Here is a 16,386-nt window from a genome sequence, read left to right as displayed (position 1 = left end):
TTATTCAGTCAGTTCCTCAACTTCCTCTAAAATAGTTTGTAACAAACGTTCGCAGTGAGCGTACTGTTGCAGAGATTTATTCATGCTCAATACTTCCTGCATCAGCTCTAATGCCACCATAATGATCAACTTACTTGGCTCCATACGTGGTGCTTTACGACGGAATTCCTCGTATTTGTCATTCAGTAATTGCGCTGCACGTTCAAGTTCCTCACGCTGATCCGCTGTGGAGGCTAGACGGAAACTATGCCCAATCACTCTTAAATCAATGGCAATCTGTTCGCTCATGTTGACGCCTCCTCAGTGGTTTCAGTCGGATGGGCCAATTGTTGAATTTCCTGTGCATGATGATCCTGAGCTGTGCCTAGAATTGCCAGACGCTGAATAATCGCTTCAACTTTAGCTTTGGCATGTTCATTCTTCTGAGTCAGCCGCTCAGTTTCCTGATGCAGACGCTGAATTTCCTGATGTGCCTGTTGCTGTTCATTTAGCAGTTTTTCTTTCAAAGCACGCAATTCATTACGCTCAGCCAGAATTTCCTGAAAACGATTTTTCAGATCAGTGCAGCTTTTTTCCAGGCGGCCATAACGGTCTGCGAGTGCAGCTGCATCATTATTAAGCTGTTGATATTGTGAACGAGATTCAGCTAACTGTTCAGTTAAGCTGTCATTTTCTTGTTGTTTTTGGCTAATAATGCTGTTTTTTTGACTGATTTCGGCTTGATGTTGACTCACTGAGGAGTCCTGCTCTTCACGCAGGCTGGAGTTTTCGCTCTCCAGATGTGCAAGGCGCGTTTTCAAAACGCCAATATGCACTTGTAGACGCTGTAATTCTTCTAACATATCGAGGTCGCACAGTATTGCAAACAAAGGTAATATATAAGCAGTATAGAGATTGGATAAACGAATGCAAGACGATATTTCAGGTTGGTCAGATTGGCACCGCAATTTTTCTTCAATTGAGGAAATTTCCAGCCCAAGCGAACTACATGGTTTGCTCACCGGTATTGTTTGTGTGACTCAGGCGCCAAGTAGCGAAGAATGGCTACAGATCCTGGAAACTTTAGATGTACCAGAACTGGATGCTGAAGCGCTGGAACTGTTGACGGGTGAAGCGGAAGACGTGTTCCACTCACTTTCTGAAGATGAGCTGGACTACCTTCCATTACTTCCAGATGATGAACATAGTCTGGCAGAACGTGTACAAGCACTGGCAGACTGGTGTGCCGGCGTAGTGCTCGGTTTTGGTCTGGCAACGGGTCATATCCGTGATGATGAAATGGAACTGATTGAACATTTACAAGATGTTGCAGCAGTTGAATTTGAAGATTCTGATGATGATGCCGAAGGTGAGGAAAGCTATCTGGAATTGTACGAATTTGTACGTCTGATTCCGGTGAGCTTGTCAGTCGGTCGTAAAAAAGTTGAAGTAGAGGAAACACCTCTTTTGAAACGTTTTACAAATAAAGTGAAAGCTGAAGCTAAAGATCCAACTCAGCCACAATCGGTGGTTGAGATTTTCTCACCGAACCGTCCAAGCTGAAGCATGATCATTTAGCTTTTAAAATCCGGTATAAATTGGGTAATCACCTGATTTATACCGATCCATCAAATCCTATTCAAGAATAGCATTCAGATAAGAAGTAAGGGCCAATGAAGAAACTGACACAAGCAGAATTTCAGGAACGTCGTGACATCCTCGCCGGGGAAATGGGACTACGCAGTATTGCAATTATCGCCACCAGTCCAGTGGCACTGCGTAACCGTGATGCTGATTATAAATATCGTGCTGATAGTAGTTTCTTCTATTTAACAGGCTTTGCTGAACCCGAAGCTGTGGCAGTCATTGAAACTTTTGACACTGAAGAAGAAGGCTATACTTATAGTCTATTCTGTCGTGAGCGCGACCGCGAGATGGAAATCTGGAACGGTTACCGTGCTGGTGTTGATGGTGCTGTGGATGACTATGAAGCGGATGAAGCTTATGCCATTGATCTGCTGGATGAAGAAATTCTGGAAAAATTGCAAAACAAGGACAAGCTGTTCTACCGTGTCGGTCATAGTGCAGAGTTTGATGCGCGTGTAGCGAAATGGATTACACAAGCCAGTGGCGAAAGCCGTAAAGGAAAATCTGCACCCGCTCAGATTATTCAGTTAGATCGTATTGTTGATGAAATGCGTCTGCATAAAGATGCCAATGAAATTGAACTGATGCAGATTGCTTCTGATATTTCTGCTGAAGCGCATACACGTGCAATGCAGACTGTGCGTCCGGGTATGATGGAATATGCACTGGAAGCAGAGCTGAATTATGTCTTTGGCAAAAATGGCTGCGTACCTTCTTATAACAGTATTGTTGGTGGTGGTGAAAATGCCTGCATCCTGCACTATGTGGAAAATGACAAAGAACTGAAAGATGGTGATCTGGTGCTGATTGATGCTGCATGTGAATATCAGTTCTATGCATCTGACATTACTCGTACTTTCCCGGTGAATGGTAAATTCAGCCCTGAACAGAAAGCGCTTTATAACATCGTTCTAGATGCGCAGATTGCTGCGATTAATGCAGTGCAAATCGGCAACTCATATAAAGAACCCCACAATGTCGCAGTGCGAATTCTGGTTCAAGGTCTGCTAGACCTAGGCATCATGCAAGGCAATATTGAGGAAATTATCGAGACCGAAAGTTTCCGTCAGTTCTATATGCATGGCACTGGCCACTGGTTAGGTATGGATGTGCATGATGTCGGTGCTTATAAGGCGGATAGCGAATGGCGTCCTTATGAAGATGGTATGGTCGTGACTGTAGAGCCGGGCTTGTATATCGCACCTGATGATGAAACAGTTGAGCCAAAATGGCGTGGCATCGGCATCCGTATTGAGGATGATGTGGTTGCAACTAAAAATGGCCCATTGGTATTAACTGCCAAAGTGGTCAAAACTGTGGAAGATATTGAAGTGCTGATGGCGAAAACCCGTGCTGTTTAAATCCAGATAATTAAAAAACTGGTCAACTGACCAGTTTTTTAATTTTTAAGAAGAGTGCGAAAGAGATCAATTAAAGGTTCATAAATCTTTTTTACCGATTGGCTTAATTCAAAATAATCGGCATATTTTTGTTCCAACTCTTATATAATTTATCTATTAAATCTCCCTAAGTAGTATTCAAGAATACTCATGTTGTTGAGTGTTGTTCATGCACACGATAAAGTTTCACAATTTTGAAGAAGCGGGCAAATTAGTACTTCAATATCTTCATCAGCACTTTGGTTTTGGCCTATGGATGATCACTCGTTTAGAAAATGAGGATTGGATTATTCTTCAGGCTGAAAATGAAAAATATGATATTAAGCCAGGGGAGGTTTTTCGTTGGGCAGATTCATTCTGCTATCACATGGTACAGGGCAAAACTCCTAAAATAGCACCATGTTCTAGTGACATTGAGCTATATGCCAAAGCACCAATCAATAAAAAATTATCGATTAAATCTTATATTGGTGAGCCGCTGTTTAATGAAGATGGTTCGGTGTTTGGAACCATTTGCGCTATTGATGATGTGCCCCATTCAGAAGACATTATAAAAGATGCAGGCCTAATTTCGCTTTTAGGCAGTCTATTAAGTTCAATTTTGCAAAGTGAATTACGGGAAAATAAGCAGAGACGTTTACGTGAACGTTATGAGGTAGAAGCGCTCACCGACAGTTTAACTGGACTGTATAACCGTCGGGCATGGGATCAGCTGTTAGAAGCTGAAGAAGGGCGTTGCCAGCGTTACGGCCTACCAGCTGCAATCTTTAGCATCGATCTGAATGATTTAAAGCTAGTAAATGACCAGTTTGGACATGATGCAGGGGATCAATTAATTCAGCGTACTGCAGACTTTCTGGTAGAACATATGCGTATCAATGATGTGATTGCGCGTATTGGTGGTGATGAATTTACAATTTTATGTCCTGAAACCAAAGCTGAAGATGCGGCGGTATTATATCGTCGTCTCACTGATATATTTGCAGCTGCTCATATTCATGTCGCCATTGGCTATGCAGCCCGCCAGCTAACCACTGATCTACATGAAGTCTTTATCGAGGCAGATAAGAAGATGTATCAGCATAAGAAAAAAGCGAAGCTGGAAGCAGACTATTTTATAAACTAAAAGTGGTTAAAGCCTAACCTCCAGGATTTAAATCAAAAGAATCATATATCCTTCTGATTTTTACTGTCGCTATAGCATTTGAAAGATAAAGATGAAGACCAAGCTGTAATAAAGTTTGGTCTTCTTTTTATCTGTATTTTTATTGAGTTAAATATACAAAATCTGATCGCTGCTCATGGCAATGTTTTAAGAGACGAGGCAAAGATTAAACTGATGAAAGTTACTGAAAATACTTTTAAATAAGCAATATTAGAAAATTATAGCCGAATAGTAAAATTGGGAAACGCATCAAATCTGTTATTATTTTTAAATAGATAAATAATTCTAGAAATTAATCGATTGTATAAGATAAATAGCAAAATTCAAAGCTTAAATGTGATTTAGTTTACGTATAGTGCGAACAATTCAAAGAAAACCAACTTAGTTAAAATTTAATGCTTATAACATGACATTTATTCAACATAGATCAACACAGAAGAGGGATTTTTAGCATCAAGACTACATATTTGCTCCACTAAAGCTCGCATAATTTTGGATGAGAATTAATCAAATATTAGCTTGGAGAAAAATCATGAGAAGACTTGGAACTTTAGACTGGATCGCCTACGCATTAGCCATTATTGGTGGCTTGAATTGGGGCTTAGTTGGTGCATTTGACTTTAACTTAGTCGCAGCAATCTTCGGTGAGCAGAGCGCACTTTCACGAATTATTTATGTTCTAGTCGGTCTGTCGGCGATTTATCTAATTTATACTGCAACTAAATTAGGCCGTCATGATGTACATCAGGAAGCTCATACACGAACAATGCACTAAAGTTGCTACATAAAAACTCACTATTGATTTATTCATTATCTAGGTGAGTTAGCTGCTAAATAAAAACGGAGCCTATGCTCCGTTTTTATTGTGTAGAAAGAATTATTGTATTTGAATTTACAGCTTATTTTTTAATACGATTGAAAGTAAAGGAAATTTATTTAATTTTAATTTATTATATTAATTTTCTATACTTAGATTAGGCATTATTAAAAGGGAATTAAAATAGAAAAACAATATTCAATAGATTTTACTTAACTTAATAGCCACTTTATATATTCATCTCATAAATCTAATGAAATATTACACTGTAATTAATCTAACTCACTTACTTTATTAAGGCTTATCTAAATAACAAAATCTGAAGGATGCCTATATGAAAGCGATGACAATGAAAAAGATGATCAAATGTGTTGCAGTAAGTGGAGTATTAGGTTTTGCTGCATCTCAAACTATGGCAATGGATCAGCAATCTACTAACGATAGCAAAACTCAGTCTAAAGCAGCCCATAGTGCTCATCAGAATTTAACTGAGAGTCAAGTGATAAAGGTCTTAAGCACCGCTAATAATGGTGAGATTAAACAGGCAAGAACGGCTTTACCCAAGCTGAAAACAGAGGATGCGCGTAAGTATGCTCAGATGATGATTACAGAACATTCAGCAAATGAGAAAAAAGCTCAAACACTGGCAAGCAGTCTGAAGTTAACACCACAAGCAAATAGCATTAGTACATCCCTGCAAAAAGACAGTGATAATGTCGTCAAAAAGTTAAGCCAATCTTCAGCACCGGATAAAGACTATATGACCAGTCAGGTTGACGTACATCGTAAAGTGCTGGATACGATTGAAAAGCAATTGATCCCAAATGCAAAAAATGCTGATCTGAAAACAATGCTGACACAAACGCGTGCTGCCGTGGCTAAACATTTGCAAATGGCTGAAGATATCGTTGCCAAGATGAAATAATCTGATTTAATAAAAGATATGAGAAAAGCCTGACAGTGATGTGTCAGGCTTTTCTAATTCTTATAAATTTTTCCTATTGATAGGGAGAAAATATTTAAGGAAATTATATTGTTTTTTACCTAATTTAATTAATCGCTTTTCTAAAATGAAATAGGTAGCAGAGCCTGCAAGGATAGAGAAAGTAATCAATATAAAGCTAAATAAATAGGGATTGACCAAATGTAGTTTATTTAAAACCATTGCTACTGGACTCAAAACAAAAGGATGAACCAAGTACAAAGAGTAAGAGGAATCCCCAAGATGATTAAAAAAGTTAAATAATAGTGATTTTGTTGCTATCAGGAGATTTTCTAAAGATACACATCCAACAAAAATGAAAAACATCGGGATTCCGATCTTTAATGATCTCAAAGTGATGAAATCAGGTAATTTATAAAAGTTTTGATAAGTTAATAGAAAAATTCCTATAAATATTAAAGATAGGGAAATAAATTTTGAAAGATTGACATTTTTAAAAATAATAAAGGCTAGTACGCCTAAGGCGAACTCAAGCAGGAGGTCATTCATTATAAAAATCAGAAAATCAGATTCTGGTTGTAAAATTATGCCTAAAAGCACTGCAGCTGAAAAATATATTATTATAAAAATATATCTATAGATGTCTTTTAATAAGAGAATTAAAAAGAATGCAAATATAAAATAATAGTAAAGCTCGAAACTTAAGGTCCAACCGTTATTAATTAAAAATTTACTACCATTTGGGATTAATAGGAATGATTCTATAATTCCTGTTTTTCCACCAGATGAATTTATAAGGTTAGGGGAAATAAGGAAAACGATTAATGCAAAAAAACTTAGTATCCAATAGAGAGGAATGATTCTGATGAATCTGTTTTTCATAAAGTTTAAAAAATTAACCTCTTTATTATATGTTGTATGACACATAATAAAGCCGGATATGATAAAGAACAAATCAACCCCAGAACCGCCTATGTGATACCATTGTAGAGTATCAACATTATATTGTTGTCCTTTAAATGCTACATGGCTTATTACTACCATTAAGGCAGCAATTCCCCTTAAAAATTGCACTGAATAAATCATAGTAGTTATTATTTTCTTTGAGTATTTTATTTATAAGGTATCATAATAAATGTTTTTTTAAAAATTAACTCAATTAAATATCATGAATATTATTAATATTTTATCTTAAAGATATCGGGGGTAATTTTGTGCTAAATATTTAATTATTTTATGTATTTCAATTACTTGTATTGCTGGGATTGAATAATTCATATTAATATTTTATAAATATTTCACACTTTATAAATAATTTTTAATATTAAGAAATATAAAGTTGAATAAAATATCATGAGTTAAGTCTAAAGTCTGATATTTTTTAATATTTTCTTTATATAATTATTATTAAGATAAGGTTGAAAGTGGAATGGTTGTTATTTAAATAATCTAAATAAATTTATAAAATATCGTAATTTAAAATATAATTTTTTATAAATATATTAAAAATGGAGTTTTACTCCGTTTTTAATATTTTCTTAATCTATGTGAGTGGTGAAATTAAGAAATAATAATAGCTGGATCATCCTCAGTATTTTCTACAAAGATCTTATGTTCATCCTGATTGATATCGTCTTTACAATCAAATAAAGAATACGATGGGACTTTAGGATTTGATATCCCTATCCAATTAGCAATACCATTTGTGAAATTTAGTCCTGATTTAAAAGATTTACACTCTTTTCTAGTAGATGAATCAGAATTAATCATAAATAAAGGAATTTGATATGAAGGTTTTTTAATTCCTTCATTGAGACTTATAACTTTGTTATTAACTATTGTTGATAATCCATGATCTGAAAAATACAACATTGAAAATTTTGATTTGCTTACTTTTTCTTCATTTTTTAAAATATTGTACACATCCTTTAAGAAAGTATCTGTTTTTTGTATAGATGATATATAGCAGTTAATTTCTTCATACTTATGATCAATATTTTTAAACATTTTTGGATATTCTTGAACTCTATCACATGGATTCGGATGTGATCCATAAATATGTAAAACTATTAACTTTTTATTTTTATTTTTAATAGCTTTTTTAAAGGTAGGTAAAAGTAAATAATCATTGGTATTTGTTACGTTATATAAAGAATCACCAGTCCTAAGGAAAAATTTATTTTTACTTTTTTGTGCGATAGCTGTTACCGGAGTATCATACTTTCCCAAATAGCCTTGATTTGATAGCCAATATGTTTCTATCTGAGCAGAATTAGCTAAATCTATAAAATTCCTATCATATTGTGGTGTTTGATAATCATAAGGTTGAGTAAGCATCAATCTTAAAGAAGCAATAGTATTATTACCAGGAGAAGTTAAACCATCAACAAGAATGCCATTGGCCTTACTCATAAAAGGAGTATTTTCTATTGGGTAATGATAGGCATTTAAATAATCTTTTCTTGCACTTTCGCCTATTACAAGAACATAAGTATCATAGTTAGAATCTACTAGTTTTGATTTATTCCAACTGTTCTTATCTTTTAAGGCATTAAATAAAGCAATTTCTTGACTTGTTTCATTTATTGAGGCTCTAGTATCCATAAAGAATTGAAATGGGGATTGTTTTAGCATAGCAATTACAATAAAAATTATAAGAACTGTTTTGTTTCTATATAATTGAATATTTTGATTTTTTATTATTTTATAATAAATTATTACACAAGGTACAATTACTAAAGCTAAGAGATAATTTTTTAGTGGAATGCTTTTTAAAAATTCAGAAGACTCGCTTAAATCAGTTGCAACTATGGAGGCGAAATATTGATATGTCATTTCCCCATAAACTAGACCAACAGGAGTATATAATGCATAAATAGAAACTAATGGAATAATGAAAAAATAAAAAGCTTTTCTAGAAGAGCTACATATAATGATTAAAATCATTAATAGTAATGCTTGTTTCCATGGTGAAAGTATACCAACCCCCATCATCATAATTTTACATGCAAGATAAAGTATTAGGATGGCAAATGTTGTTAAGAATATTTTTTTTAAACCCATAAGTGTATGTACCTACAAAAGTAATGAAGATTATAATTTTTATTAGTTGTTTTTATTTCATTGCTAATGATTATACACCGTTTTTTATAATTTCTAATATATTGTAATTTTAAAATGAAATATCATTAAATTTTGGTTGTATTTATTCTAAGTTTATCTATTTTTAAATTTATACTAAAAAAATTCTTATGCTTTGTTTTAGTTGATCAAAATATAAAATAAATTTTGTCTAAGTCGTTCGATTTTTATAATTTAGCTAAATAATCTTTTTAAGTTTCATAGAAACAATTTTTGATGTCAAAAATTAGTAATCTATAAAATTAATTTTTTTCAAACATCAATCTCACTTACAGCTAAACCACTAATTCATTATAAAAATTAAAAGCTTTAAGGTAAGATTAAATCCAATATGATTAGATGTATCTACACTTTATAGATACCCCAGATAAGGATCAAAGCATGCAACAAGAAGTCATCATTGTCGGTGGTGGGATGGTGGGTTTAAGCCTCGCACTGATGCTGGCGAAAAACGGGATTGCGGTCAAACTGTTAGAAGCAATTCAATACCCAGATTATGATGACGTCAATCTTGCCCCTTATCATTCCAGTTTTGATGCCCGTAACAGCGCCTTGTCACGCCGTAGCGTACAGATTTATCAGGAGCTAGGCTTATGGGATGCCTTGCAGGAATATGCAACGCCGATTCTGGAAGTGAATATTACCGAGCAGGGCAGCTTTGGTAAGGCACGTCTAATCGCTGAACAGGAAAAAGTCGAAAGCTTTGGTCAGGTAATAGAAAATGCCTGGCTTGGGCGTGTATTGCTGACTCAAGTCAAAAAAGAAACATTGATTGAACTGATTGATGGGGTACAGGTAACTTCACTCTCTCAAGAGGTCGACTTTGCTTATATCGAAGCACAGCGTGGTGAAACCACTTTAAAACTGCAATCCAAGCTTGTGATTGCTGCCGATGGCCGTGATTCATTCTGTCGTAAAGCCCTCGGTATTGGTGCATCAGTACATGACTATGATCAGGTTGCAATTGTGACTACAGTACAAACCTCTAAACCGCATAACCATGTTGGTTTTGAGCGCTTTAGTCCACTGGGTCCATTAGCGTTATTGCCACTTCCAGGTGAATATCGCCGTTCTGTGGTGTGGCCAGTACCTAAAGGGACTGAACATGAATGGCTCGGTGAGGAAAATGATCAGCATTTCCTGGATGCATTGCAGCAAACCTATGGTGACCGTGCTGGAAAATTCCAGAAAACTGGTAAGCGTTTCAGTTTCCCTTTGTCACAAGTCTTGGCAGAGAAACAGGCAGTGGGTCGTGTAGTCCTTATGGGTAATGCTGCTCACACGATTCACCCAGTTGCAGGTCAAGGTTTTAACCTGTGTATGCGCGATGCTTATGTACTGAATCGTTATCTGACAGAACAGCTGGAGCAGGGTGCCGATCTGGGCGATGCACAAATGCTGCAGGATTATGAAAAATCACGCCTGAAAGATCAGCAGCGTGTAATTAAATTCTGTGATTCGGTGGTACGTGGCTTTAGTAACCAGAATCCATTCCTGAAACTGATCCGTAATACTGGACTGGTAGCGTTCGAAAATATTCCAGGCATCAAGCCATTGGTTGCCAACTATGCAATGGGGCTTAAAGCATGACAGAACAAACTCAGGTATTAGATGCGGTCATTGTCGGTGGTGGTTTAGTTGGCGGTTTAACAGCATTATTGTTAGCACAAGGCGGTGTTCAGGCAACCGTATTGGATGCTGCTCCAATTCTAGATGCTGAAAAGACCTTAAGTATTGCCAATCCACGTGTATTGGCACTGAGTCAGGCAACGATTCATTTGCTGAAAACCGTAGGTGTCTGGGAAAAACTAGCACGTCAGCAGCCCTATACCGGCATGCAGGTCTGGAATAAAAATGGCTATGGTGAAATCAATTTTGGTCAGCCATCTGAGAAAACACCGAAAGTTGAGCAGGCACTTGGTTCTATGGTCGAGCCAAGCATTTTGAATTTGGCAATCCAGCAGAAAATGCTGCAAGAGCTAAAAGATTATCGTACTCAGGTCAAAGTTAGCCGCGTCGAACGTGGCGTCGGTATTTGGATTGTACATTTGGCAGATGGTATTCAACTCAAAACCAAACTATTGATTGGTGCAGATGGTGCGAATTCCTTTGTTCGTGAGCAGGCTTTTATCGATATCGATGTGCTGGACTATAAGCAGGCAGGCATTAGCTGTGCGATTAAAACAGCACAACCACATCAGCATGTCGCTCGTCAGATATTCTTGGAAACTGGTCCATTGGCTTATTTACCAATGGCAAGTCTGAAGTCTGAAGAACAAGGCCACTGGCAATCCATCGTCTGGACCTTACCGGATGATTATGCTGAAGAGTACGCAGCGCTCTCAGATCAGGAATTTACCCAATTACTTACCCGAGAAAGTCATCACATGCTCGGTGAAGTGCTGGAAGCGACCCCGCGTGCAACTTTCCCCCTCAAGGCACGTGCAGCTCAGCAATATGTGCAGGATGGTTTAGCATTGATCGGTGATGCTGCCCATGTGATTCATCCACTGGCTGGACAAGGTGTGAATATTGGTTGTCTGGATGCGGCAGTACTGTGTGATGTATTACTACATGATAAAGTCCGCGGTGTCTGGGCACATGAGCAAACCTTGCAGCGTTATGAACATCTGCGTAAAGGTCAAAACGATGCCATGATGCATAGCATGTCTGCGATTGGCTGGATGGAAACCACCCAGCTTTTCCCGGTGGTTTGGGCGCGCAATTTTGGCTTAAAACAGGTTGAACAGCTACCTATATTGAAAGATGTCTTTATGGCGCAGGCCAATGGTCTAAGCCTGCTCAAAAATACCCGCTACGCCGTATGACCCAGAATTGTTATTTTTTAAACAGGTATTCGTAAAAAGAAACGAATTTGTTTAAAAAAGATACGATTTTTTGATATTTGGTACTAGGCGAAACATAAAGAGATTGCTAAATTTCAGGTAATTTACAACCTAGTTTAAATGCACATGTGATGGTCATTTGTGGGGGAGATGAAAATGACAGATATGAATGAATATGATGAAGCAGAAGATGCTGTAGTTGATGATGATGAAGCGAAAGCAGCAGAGAAAGGCGCTGCCGAAGGTGAAGAAGTTGTTAGCGATACAGATGTTCTAGAAGCGGAAACACTGACTGTGACAGCGAAACTAAAAAAACGTCAGGCACTTGAAGATGAAGTGGCTGCGTTCTTGGCTCGTGGTGGTCGAATTACTGAAGTACCGGCAGACGACTCAGTACGCGAATAAGTCATCGATCTCCTGAATATAAAAAAACACCACAGCTTCCTGTGGTGTTTTTTTATGCCCATCTTTCGATAAATCTATTTAGTCATTGGCACCCGTCAACTCTAGTGCACGTTGGTAAGCCACTTTCTTTTTGATACCAGTCAGGTCAGCTGCCAGCTGAGAAGCTGCCTTCACAGACAAGTCCTGTAATAAACGAAGTAATAGCTTATCCAGTTTTTCCTGATCCATATCTTTTTCGATAGTAGCGCCACCAATGACCAGTACGATTTCACCTTTTTGCTGGTTTGAATCATTGGCTATAAAATCAATCAATTCACCCAGTGTCATCTTGCGGATGGTTTCAAACGTTTTGGTAATCTCACGGGCGAAACCAACTGGGCGATCAGCACCAAATACATTCGCCATATCCTTGACAGACTCCAGAATACGGTGCGGCGCTTCATAGAAAATCATAGTCTGGGTTTCGTCTTTGAGTTTTTCCAGATTCAGCAGACGCTGACTTTGTTTCGATGGCAGGAAACCTTCAAAGCTGAAACGGTCACTCGGTAAACCCACGGCACTGAGTGCCGCAATCGCAGCACATGCACCCGGTACAGGAATCACACGAATATTGTGTTCCTGCGCAGCACGCACAAATTTAAAGCCTGGATCACTAATCAATGGTGTACCCGCGTCACTGATCAGCGCCATGTTTTCACCATTTAATAAACGTTGAATAAGTTGGTCTATCTTGTTGCTTTCATTATGGTCGTGGCAGGCGGTCAGTGGGGTGGAAATATTAAAATGCTTGAGCAATTGCATAGAAGTTCGTGTATCCTCAGCAGCAATAAGACTCACCGACTTCAACACCTCAATTGCACGATAACTAATATCATCTAAGTGCCCGATTGGAGTCGCAACAACAAATAACTGAGCACTCATAGGTTTCTCCATGTGGAATAAACAGAATTATAAAAAACGGAAGATAATTAAAAAAATATTGGGTTTGAGCTTACTGGGCTGCATCAGCAGCGTTCAAGCAGAAATTCTGGTCATTCTACCCGAATCTGGTCCTCTGGCGCGAGCTGCATCGAATATCAAACAGGGATTCATGAGTGCCTATCAAGCTTCAGGGCAAAAAGTGCCAATTAAATGGGTGAATTCTGATCAGAAGAAAATGTCGCAATTGTTGAAACAGCATGTCAATAAAAAGACCCAACTCATCGTCGGACCACTGGCCCGCCAGGATATTGAAGCACTGGTACAGGCCAAACCGAAAGTGAAAACCCTGAGCCTGAATGACATCATTAGCAGTTCACCGCAAGTCTGGCAGTTTAGCCTGTCAAAACGCGAAGATGCTGTAGCTCTGCAAAATGTATTGGCTAAGGACCGAATTCAGCATTTGCAAGTTTTGCGTCAGCCGGGGAGTGAAACCGAACACGAATTGATGTTGATGTCTTTACTCAGTGTCGCGGATCTACACGTAGAGATTATCGACAATGCACCGAAATCATTATCCTCAAAGCAGGGCTTATTACTGATGGGCAATGCAGAATGGCTGGCGGGGATGCAAAATTTGCCGAAGAAACGGCTCTATACCGTATCTAATGCGATTGATCAGCATGTGACCTTGCCTAAAGGCATTAAATTCTGTGATGTGCCAGCCCTGTATACCCATGCCTGGCCTGACGTATTAAATACTTACCAACAGGCACCAGTGCAGATGTCCTACCAGCGGCTAATTGCCTTTGGTGGTGATGCATGGCAGATCAGTCAGTTGTATTTAAATAATCAGAAAGCTGAACAATTAGAATTTCAGGGGCGTACTGGACACATTCAGGTCAATGCGCAAGGTTTGCAGCGTATGCCCGCCTGTTTTGAATATACCACTAAGGGCGTCAAGCTGATTTAACGGTCATGCGTATTAGTCAGCAACTGGGAAAATGGGCAGAACAGCAGGCGCTTGCTGTGGTGCAGCGTCATGGTTTTCAACTGGTCCAAGCCAATTACCATAGCCGTTATGGTGAAATTGATCTGATCGTGCAACGCGATCAGGAGCTGGTTTTTGTCGAGGTAAAAGCACGGGCAAGTACAGATTATGCCAATGCACTGGAGTCTATTTCCCTTAACAAGCAGCGAAAAATGATGAAAACCGCCCTATATTTCCTGCAAAATCATGAAGAATTTCAGCATTTTTTCTGTCGTTTTGATGTGATTTGTTTTGATTTCAATCAACATTTTTCAAAAACCATACAGCATGACTTTTGCAATTACCCTTATGATTCGCAATGGATTGAAAATGCTTTTACTTTTGATCAAGAGTTTATTAATCTTTGAACAACACAGGCTTTCTTTGTACGGTTTTCTGTACAGAGATTATGGTAATGTTCAAGGATAATAAAAGTTGATCAAAATTGCGCGACAGAATTTATTAGATTGAACAAAGACGCATTAAAATAAGGAGTCTTGCTGAGTGGTTAAGCGTATTGCAATAACAATGTTATGTGTCGCAAGTTTATCTGGCTGTGCCAGCTTCATTTCAGGTGGTACAGGCACGGCTCCTGTCGGTACGGAGCCAGGGGCTCGTACCCTTGGACAGGTTTTTATCGATTCTTCGATTGTTCGTACCGCAAAAATTAATCTTTATAAACTCGATTCACGATTCAAACAATCACGAGTCAATATTGAAAGTTTCCATGGTCATGTGCTGCTGACAGGTCAGGTGCCGGATGCACATCTGAAGCAGTTGGCTGAAGACAATGTTAAAGCCATGAGCGATGTGAAAGCCGTGCATAACTTTATTACTATCGGTAATCAGATCAGTTATGGCACCATCATGCAAGATACTGCAGCGACGGCAAATACCCGTGGCCTGATCATGAAGGCGCCTGTAGTTGCAGACAGCAAGGTGCATGTGCATACCGAAGATGGTGTGTTATATGTGATGGGACGTCTAAACAGCGCTGAAATTGCAGACCTCAATCAGGTGCTAGCCCAGGTCGGTAATGTCACCAAGATTGTGACCTTGATTGATAATGTTGAATCGTTAAGCAATTCAACGAGTCAAAACTATGCAGCTGCGAGTTCATCCAGTGCTTTGGTGCAAACTCCAGTTGCGATTGATCCTGATACAGTTGAACCAACCTATGCCCAATAAGGTGCATTCATTCAAAGCCAGGCTGTCGAGTCATCTAAACGTTGCAAGACAAATCTATAAAGATTTTCGTTTATATGATCTCGGCAGCTATGCGCTAAATCGTTTCACCCCAAAAGTGGGGTATACCTCCGAATACCATCTGGCTTATGGCTTAAAAGCCCGGCAGCGTTTTGACCTATACCGTAGTGCTCTGCCTTTGCCGCATCGTCCATTGATTATGTTTGTGCATGGTGGTGCTTGGCTGCATGGTGACAAGAAAGAATATCAGTTTATTGGTGAAGCGTTTGCTCGCGAAGGCTATGATGTGGTGGTTCCAAACTACCATCTGGCGCCAGAACATATCTTTCCGCAGTCGGTGAATGACTTACATCTGCTTTTAGATCATCTGCAAATGGCAGCAGCAAAACTGCAGATATCTTCAAAAAATATTGTTTTGATGGGACATTCTGCGGGTGCGTTTAACGTCATGTCAGCGGTGTACTATCCACAACAGCATAAAGCAGAACGACTGGCCAATATCCGCGCCATTATCGGTCTGGCAGGACCCTATCATTTTGACTATAAGGATGATCCGATCTGTGCTGATGCTTTTGATCAAACTGTGCCTTATCAACAGGTGATGCCGTTGTACTTTGTCCAGCCTCAGCCTTTAAAACATTATCTGTTTATTGCTGAAAAGGACGATATCGTTGGGCATTTCAATAGCCATGATCTGGATCGAGTATTGAAACAGCATGGCAATCACAGCCATGTGATTAGCATTCCGAAGCTGGGTCACATTACCATTGTTGGATCGCTCTCCAGCCTGTTTAGCCGATTCTTTAAAACCAAATCCAAGGTGCTCTGGGCACTGGAAGATGCGTTTAAATAATCTATCCTCTTAAAGACAAAAAAGCCCGGTATGAAT

17 protein-coding genes are annotated in these 16,386 nt (G+C 38.6%); 12 read left to right on the top strand and 5 right to left on the bottom strand.

All coding sequences use genetic code 11. The features are described from left to right. Both BS636_RS00490 and BS636_RS00485 read right to left on the bottom strand, forming a co-directional pair. On the bottom strand, window positions 1-288 hold the full coding sequence (locus tag BS636_RS00490) for a cell division protein ZapA (protein ID WP_099337033.1): 288 nt from the start codon (window positions 286-288) through the stop codon (window positions 1-3). Then, entirely contained in the window at window positions 285-842 is a 558-nt protein-coding gene (locus tag BS636_RS00485; protein ID WP_099337032.1) for a hypothetical protein, read from the bottom strand. Before BS636_RS00485 ends, BS636_RS00490 begins: the two co-directional genes overlap by 4 nt. 64 nt (window positions 843-906) lie before the next feature. Here BS636_RS00485 and BS636_RS00480 point away from each other — a divergent pair, with 64 nt between their 5' ends. The 5 genes from BS636_RS00480 to BS636_RS00460 all read left to right on the top strand — a co-directional run bounded on the left by BS636_RS00480 (window position 907) and on the right by BS636_RS00460 (window position 5,933). Beyond that, window positions 907-1,542 (top strand): UPF0149 family protein, encoded by a 636-nt coding sequence (locus BS636_RS00480; protein ID WP_099337031.1) that lies wholly within the window; start codon window positions 907-909, stop codon window positions 1,540-1,542. Between the two features lie 110 nt (window positions 1,543-1,652). Then, window positions 1,653-2,987, top strand: coding sequence for a Xaa-Pro aminopeptidase (gene pepP, locus BS636_RS00475; protein ID WP_099337030.1), 1,335 nt, complete (start codon window positions 1,653-1,655; stop codon window positions 2,985-2,987). Between the two features lie 208 nt (window positions 2,988-3,195). After that, window positions 3,196-4,152, top strand: coding sequence for a sensor domain-containing diguanylate cyclase (locus BS636_RS00470; protein ID WP_099337029.1), 957 nt, complete (start codon window positions 3,196-3,198; stop codon window positions 4,150-4,152). 571 nt (window positions 4,153-4,723) lie between these two features. Next, entirely contained in the window at window positions 4,724-4,966 is a 243-nt protein-coding gene (locus tag BS636_RS00465) for a DUF378 domain-containing protein (RefSeq protein WP_099337028.1), read from the top strand. Window positions 4,967-5,342: 376 nt separating this feature from the next. Beyond that, window positions 5,343-5,933: a DUF4142 domain-containing protein gene (locus BS636_RS00460; RefSeq protein ID WP_099337027.1), complete on the top strand. Its 591-nt coding sequence runs from the start codon at window positions 5,343-5,345 to the stop codon at window positions 5,931-5,933. Between the two features lie 60 nt (window positions 5,934-5,993). On the opposite strand, the gene BS636_RS00455 is transcribed toward BS636_RS00460, so the two are convergent. Together BS636_RS00455 and BS636_RS00450 are read right to left on the bottom strand one after the other, a co-directional pair. Next, window positions 5,994-7,037, bottom strand: coding sequence for an acyltransferase family protein (locus BS636_RS00455; RefSeq protein WP_099337026.1), 1,044 nt, complete (start codon window positions 7,035-7,037; stop codon window positions 5,994-5,996). Window positions 7,038-7,511: 474 nt separating this feature from the next. Continuing rightward, a complete protein-coding gene (locus BS636_RS00450) occupies window positions 7,512-9,014 on the bottom strand; it encodes a phosphoethanolamine transferase (protein ID WP_099337025.1) in 1,503 nt (500 codons plus the stop codon). 459 nt (window positions 9,015-9,473) lie between these two features. On the opposite strand from BS636_RS00450, the gene ubiH reads away from it, so the two are divergent. From ubiH to BS636_RS00435, 3 genes are all read left to right on the top strand, one after another. After that, the gene (gene ubiH, locus BS636_RS00445) at window positions 9,474-10,682 is read left to right on the top strand and encodes a 2-octaprenyl-6-methoxyphenyl hydroxylase (protein WP_099337024.1); all 1,209 of its coding nucleotides are present in this window, start codon (window positions 9,474-9,476) and stop codon (window positions 10,680-10,682) included. After that, complete coding sequence (locus BS636_RS00440) at window positions 10,679-11,920, top strand: FAD-dependent monooxygenase (RefSeq protein ID WP_099337023.1); 1,242 nt, start codon at window positions 10,679-10,681, stop codon at window positions 11,918-11,920. Before ubiH ends, BS636_RS00440 begins: the two co-directional genes overlap by 4 nt. Window positions 11,921-12,094: 174 nt before the next feature. Then, window positions 12,095-12,343 carry a hypothetical protein gene (locus tag BS636_RS00435; protein ID WP_099339558.1) on the top strand — a complete coding sequence of 83 codons (249 nt, stop codon included), beginning with the start codon at window positions 12,095-12,097 and terminating at the stop codon, window positions 12,341-12,343. Between the two features lie 78 nt (window positions 12,344-12,421). Here BS636_RS00435 and rsmI read toward each other — a convergent pair whose 3' ends face one another. Further along, window positions 12,422-13,264, bottom strand: coding sequence for a 16S rRNA (cytidine(1402)-2'-O)-methyltransferase (rsmI, locus tag BS636_RS00430; protein ID WP_099337022.1), 843 nt, complete (start codon window positions 13,262-13,264; stop codon window positions 12,422-12,424). Window positions 13,265-13,274: 10 nt separating this feature from the next. Between rsmI and BS636_RS00425 the strand changes: the two genes are divergently transcribed. The 4 genes from BS636_RS00425 (at window position 13,275) to BS636_RS00410 (ending at window position 16,350) form a co-directional block, all read left to right on the top strand. After that, the gene (locus tag BS636_RS00425; protein ID WP_099337021.1) at window positions 13,275-14,234 is read left to right on the top strand and encodes a penicillin-binding protein activator; all 960 of its coding nucleotides are present in this window, start codon (window positions 13,275-13,277) and stop codon (window positions 14,232-14,234) included. A 5-nt stretch (window positions 14,235-14,239) separates the two neighbouring features. Continuing rightward, on the top strand, window positions 14,240-14,659 hold the full coding sequence (locus tag BS636_RS00420; protein WP_099337020.1) for a YraN family protein: 420 nt from the start codon (window positions 14,240-14,242) through the stop codon (window positions 14,657-14,659). A 136-nt stretch (window positions 14,660-14,795) separates the two neighbouring features. Then, on the top strand, window positions 14,796-15,479 hold the full coding sequence (locus BS636_RS00415; protein ID WP_099337019.1) for a BON domain-containing protein: 684 nt from the start codon (window positions 14,796-14,798) through the stop codon (window positions 15,477-15,479). Then, window positions 15,469-16,350: an alpha/beta hydrolase gene (locus BS636_RS00410; RefSeq protein ID WP_099337018.1), complete on the top strand. Its 882-nt coding sequence runs from the start codon at window positions 15,469-15,471 to the stop codon at window positions 16,348-16,350. The genes BS636_RS00415 and BS636_RS00410 overlap by 11 nt, the downstream gene beginning before the upstream one ends. Window positions 16,351-16,386: the final 36 nt, after the last annotated feature.

The organism is Acinetobacter sp. LoGeW2-3 (assembly GCF_002688565.1).
In the GTDB taxonomy this organism is placed as follows: Bacteria; Pseudomonadota; Gammaproteobacteria; order Pseudomonadales; family Moraxellaceae; genus Acinetobacter.
This window is presented reverse-complemented; position numbering and strand designations above follow the sequence as displayed.

What these genes read in the sequence shown, in the direction of transcription:
- BS636_RS00470 (WP_099337029.1), top strand. Translation starts at nt 3,196, where the DNA reads ATGCACACGATAAAGTTTCACAATTTTGAAGAAGCGGGCAAATTAGTA.
- BS636_RS00425 (WP_099337021.1), top strand. Translation starts at nt 13,275, where the DNA reads ATGTGGAATAAACAGAATTATAAAAAACGGAAGATAATTAAAAAAATA.
- BS636_RS00440 (WP_099337023.1), top strand. Translation starts at nt 10,679, where the DNA reads ATGACAGAACAAACTCAGGTATTAGATGCGGTCATTGTCGGTGGTGGT.
- BS636_RS00455 (WP_099337026.1), bottom strand. Translation starts at nt 7,037, where the DNA reads ATGATTTATTCAGTGCAATTTTTAAGGGGAATTGCTGCCTTAATGGTA.
- BS636_RS00420 (WP_099337020.1), top strand. Translation starts at nt 14,240, where the DNA reads ATGCGTATTAGTCAGCAACTGGGAAAATGGGCAGAACAGCAGGCGCTT.
- BS636_RS00485 (WP_099337032.1), bottom strand. Translation starts at nt 842, where the DNA reads ATGTTAGAAGAATTACAGCGTCTACAAGTGCATATTGGCGTTTTGAAA.
- pepP (WP_099337030.1), top strand. Translation starts at nt 1,653, where the DNA reads ATGAAGAAACTGACACAAGCAGAATTTCAGGAACGTCGTGACATCCTC.
- BS636_RS00435 (WP_099339558.1), top strand. Translation starts at nt 12,095, where the DNA reads ATGACAGATATGAATGAATATGATGAAGCAGAAGATGCTGTAGTTGAT.
- rsmI (WP_099337022.1), bottom strand. Translation starts at nt 13,264, where the DNA reads ATGAGTGCTCAGTTATTTGTTGTTGCGACTCCAATCGGGCACTTAGAT.
- BS636_RS00490 (WP_099337033.1), bottom strand. Translation starts at nt 288, where the DNA reads ATGAGCGAACAGATTGCCATTGATTTAAGAGTGATTGGGCATAGTTTC.
- BS636_RS00450 (WP_099337025.1), bottom strand. Translation starts at nt 9,014, where the DNA reads ATGGGTTTAAAAAAAATATTCTTAACAACATTTGCCATCCTAATACTT.
- BS636_RS00465 (WP_099337028.1), top strand. Translation starts at nt 4,724, where the DNA reads ATGAGAAGACTTGGAACTTTAGACTGGATCGCCTACGCATTAGCCATT.
- BS636_RS00460 (WP_099337027.1), top strand. Translation starts at nt 5,343, where the DNA reads ATGAAAGCGATGACAATGAAAAAGATGATCAAATGTGTTGCAGTAAGT.
- BS636_RS00410 (WP_099337018.1), top strand. Translation starts at nt 15,469, where the DNA reads ATGCCCAATAAGGTGCATTCATTCAAAGCCAGGCTGTCGAGTCATCTA.
- ubiH (WP_099337024.1), top strand. Translation starts at nt 9,474, where the DNA reads ATGCAACAAGAAGTCATCATTGTCGGTGGTGGGATGGTGGGTTTAAGC.
- BS636_RS00480 (WP_099337031.1), top strand. Translation starts at nt 907, where the DNA reads ATGCAAGACGATATTTCAGGTTGGTCAGATTGGCACCGCAATTTTTCT.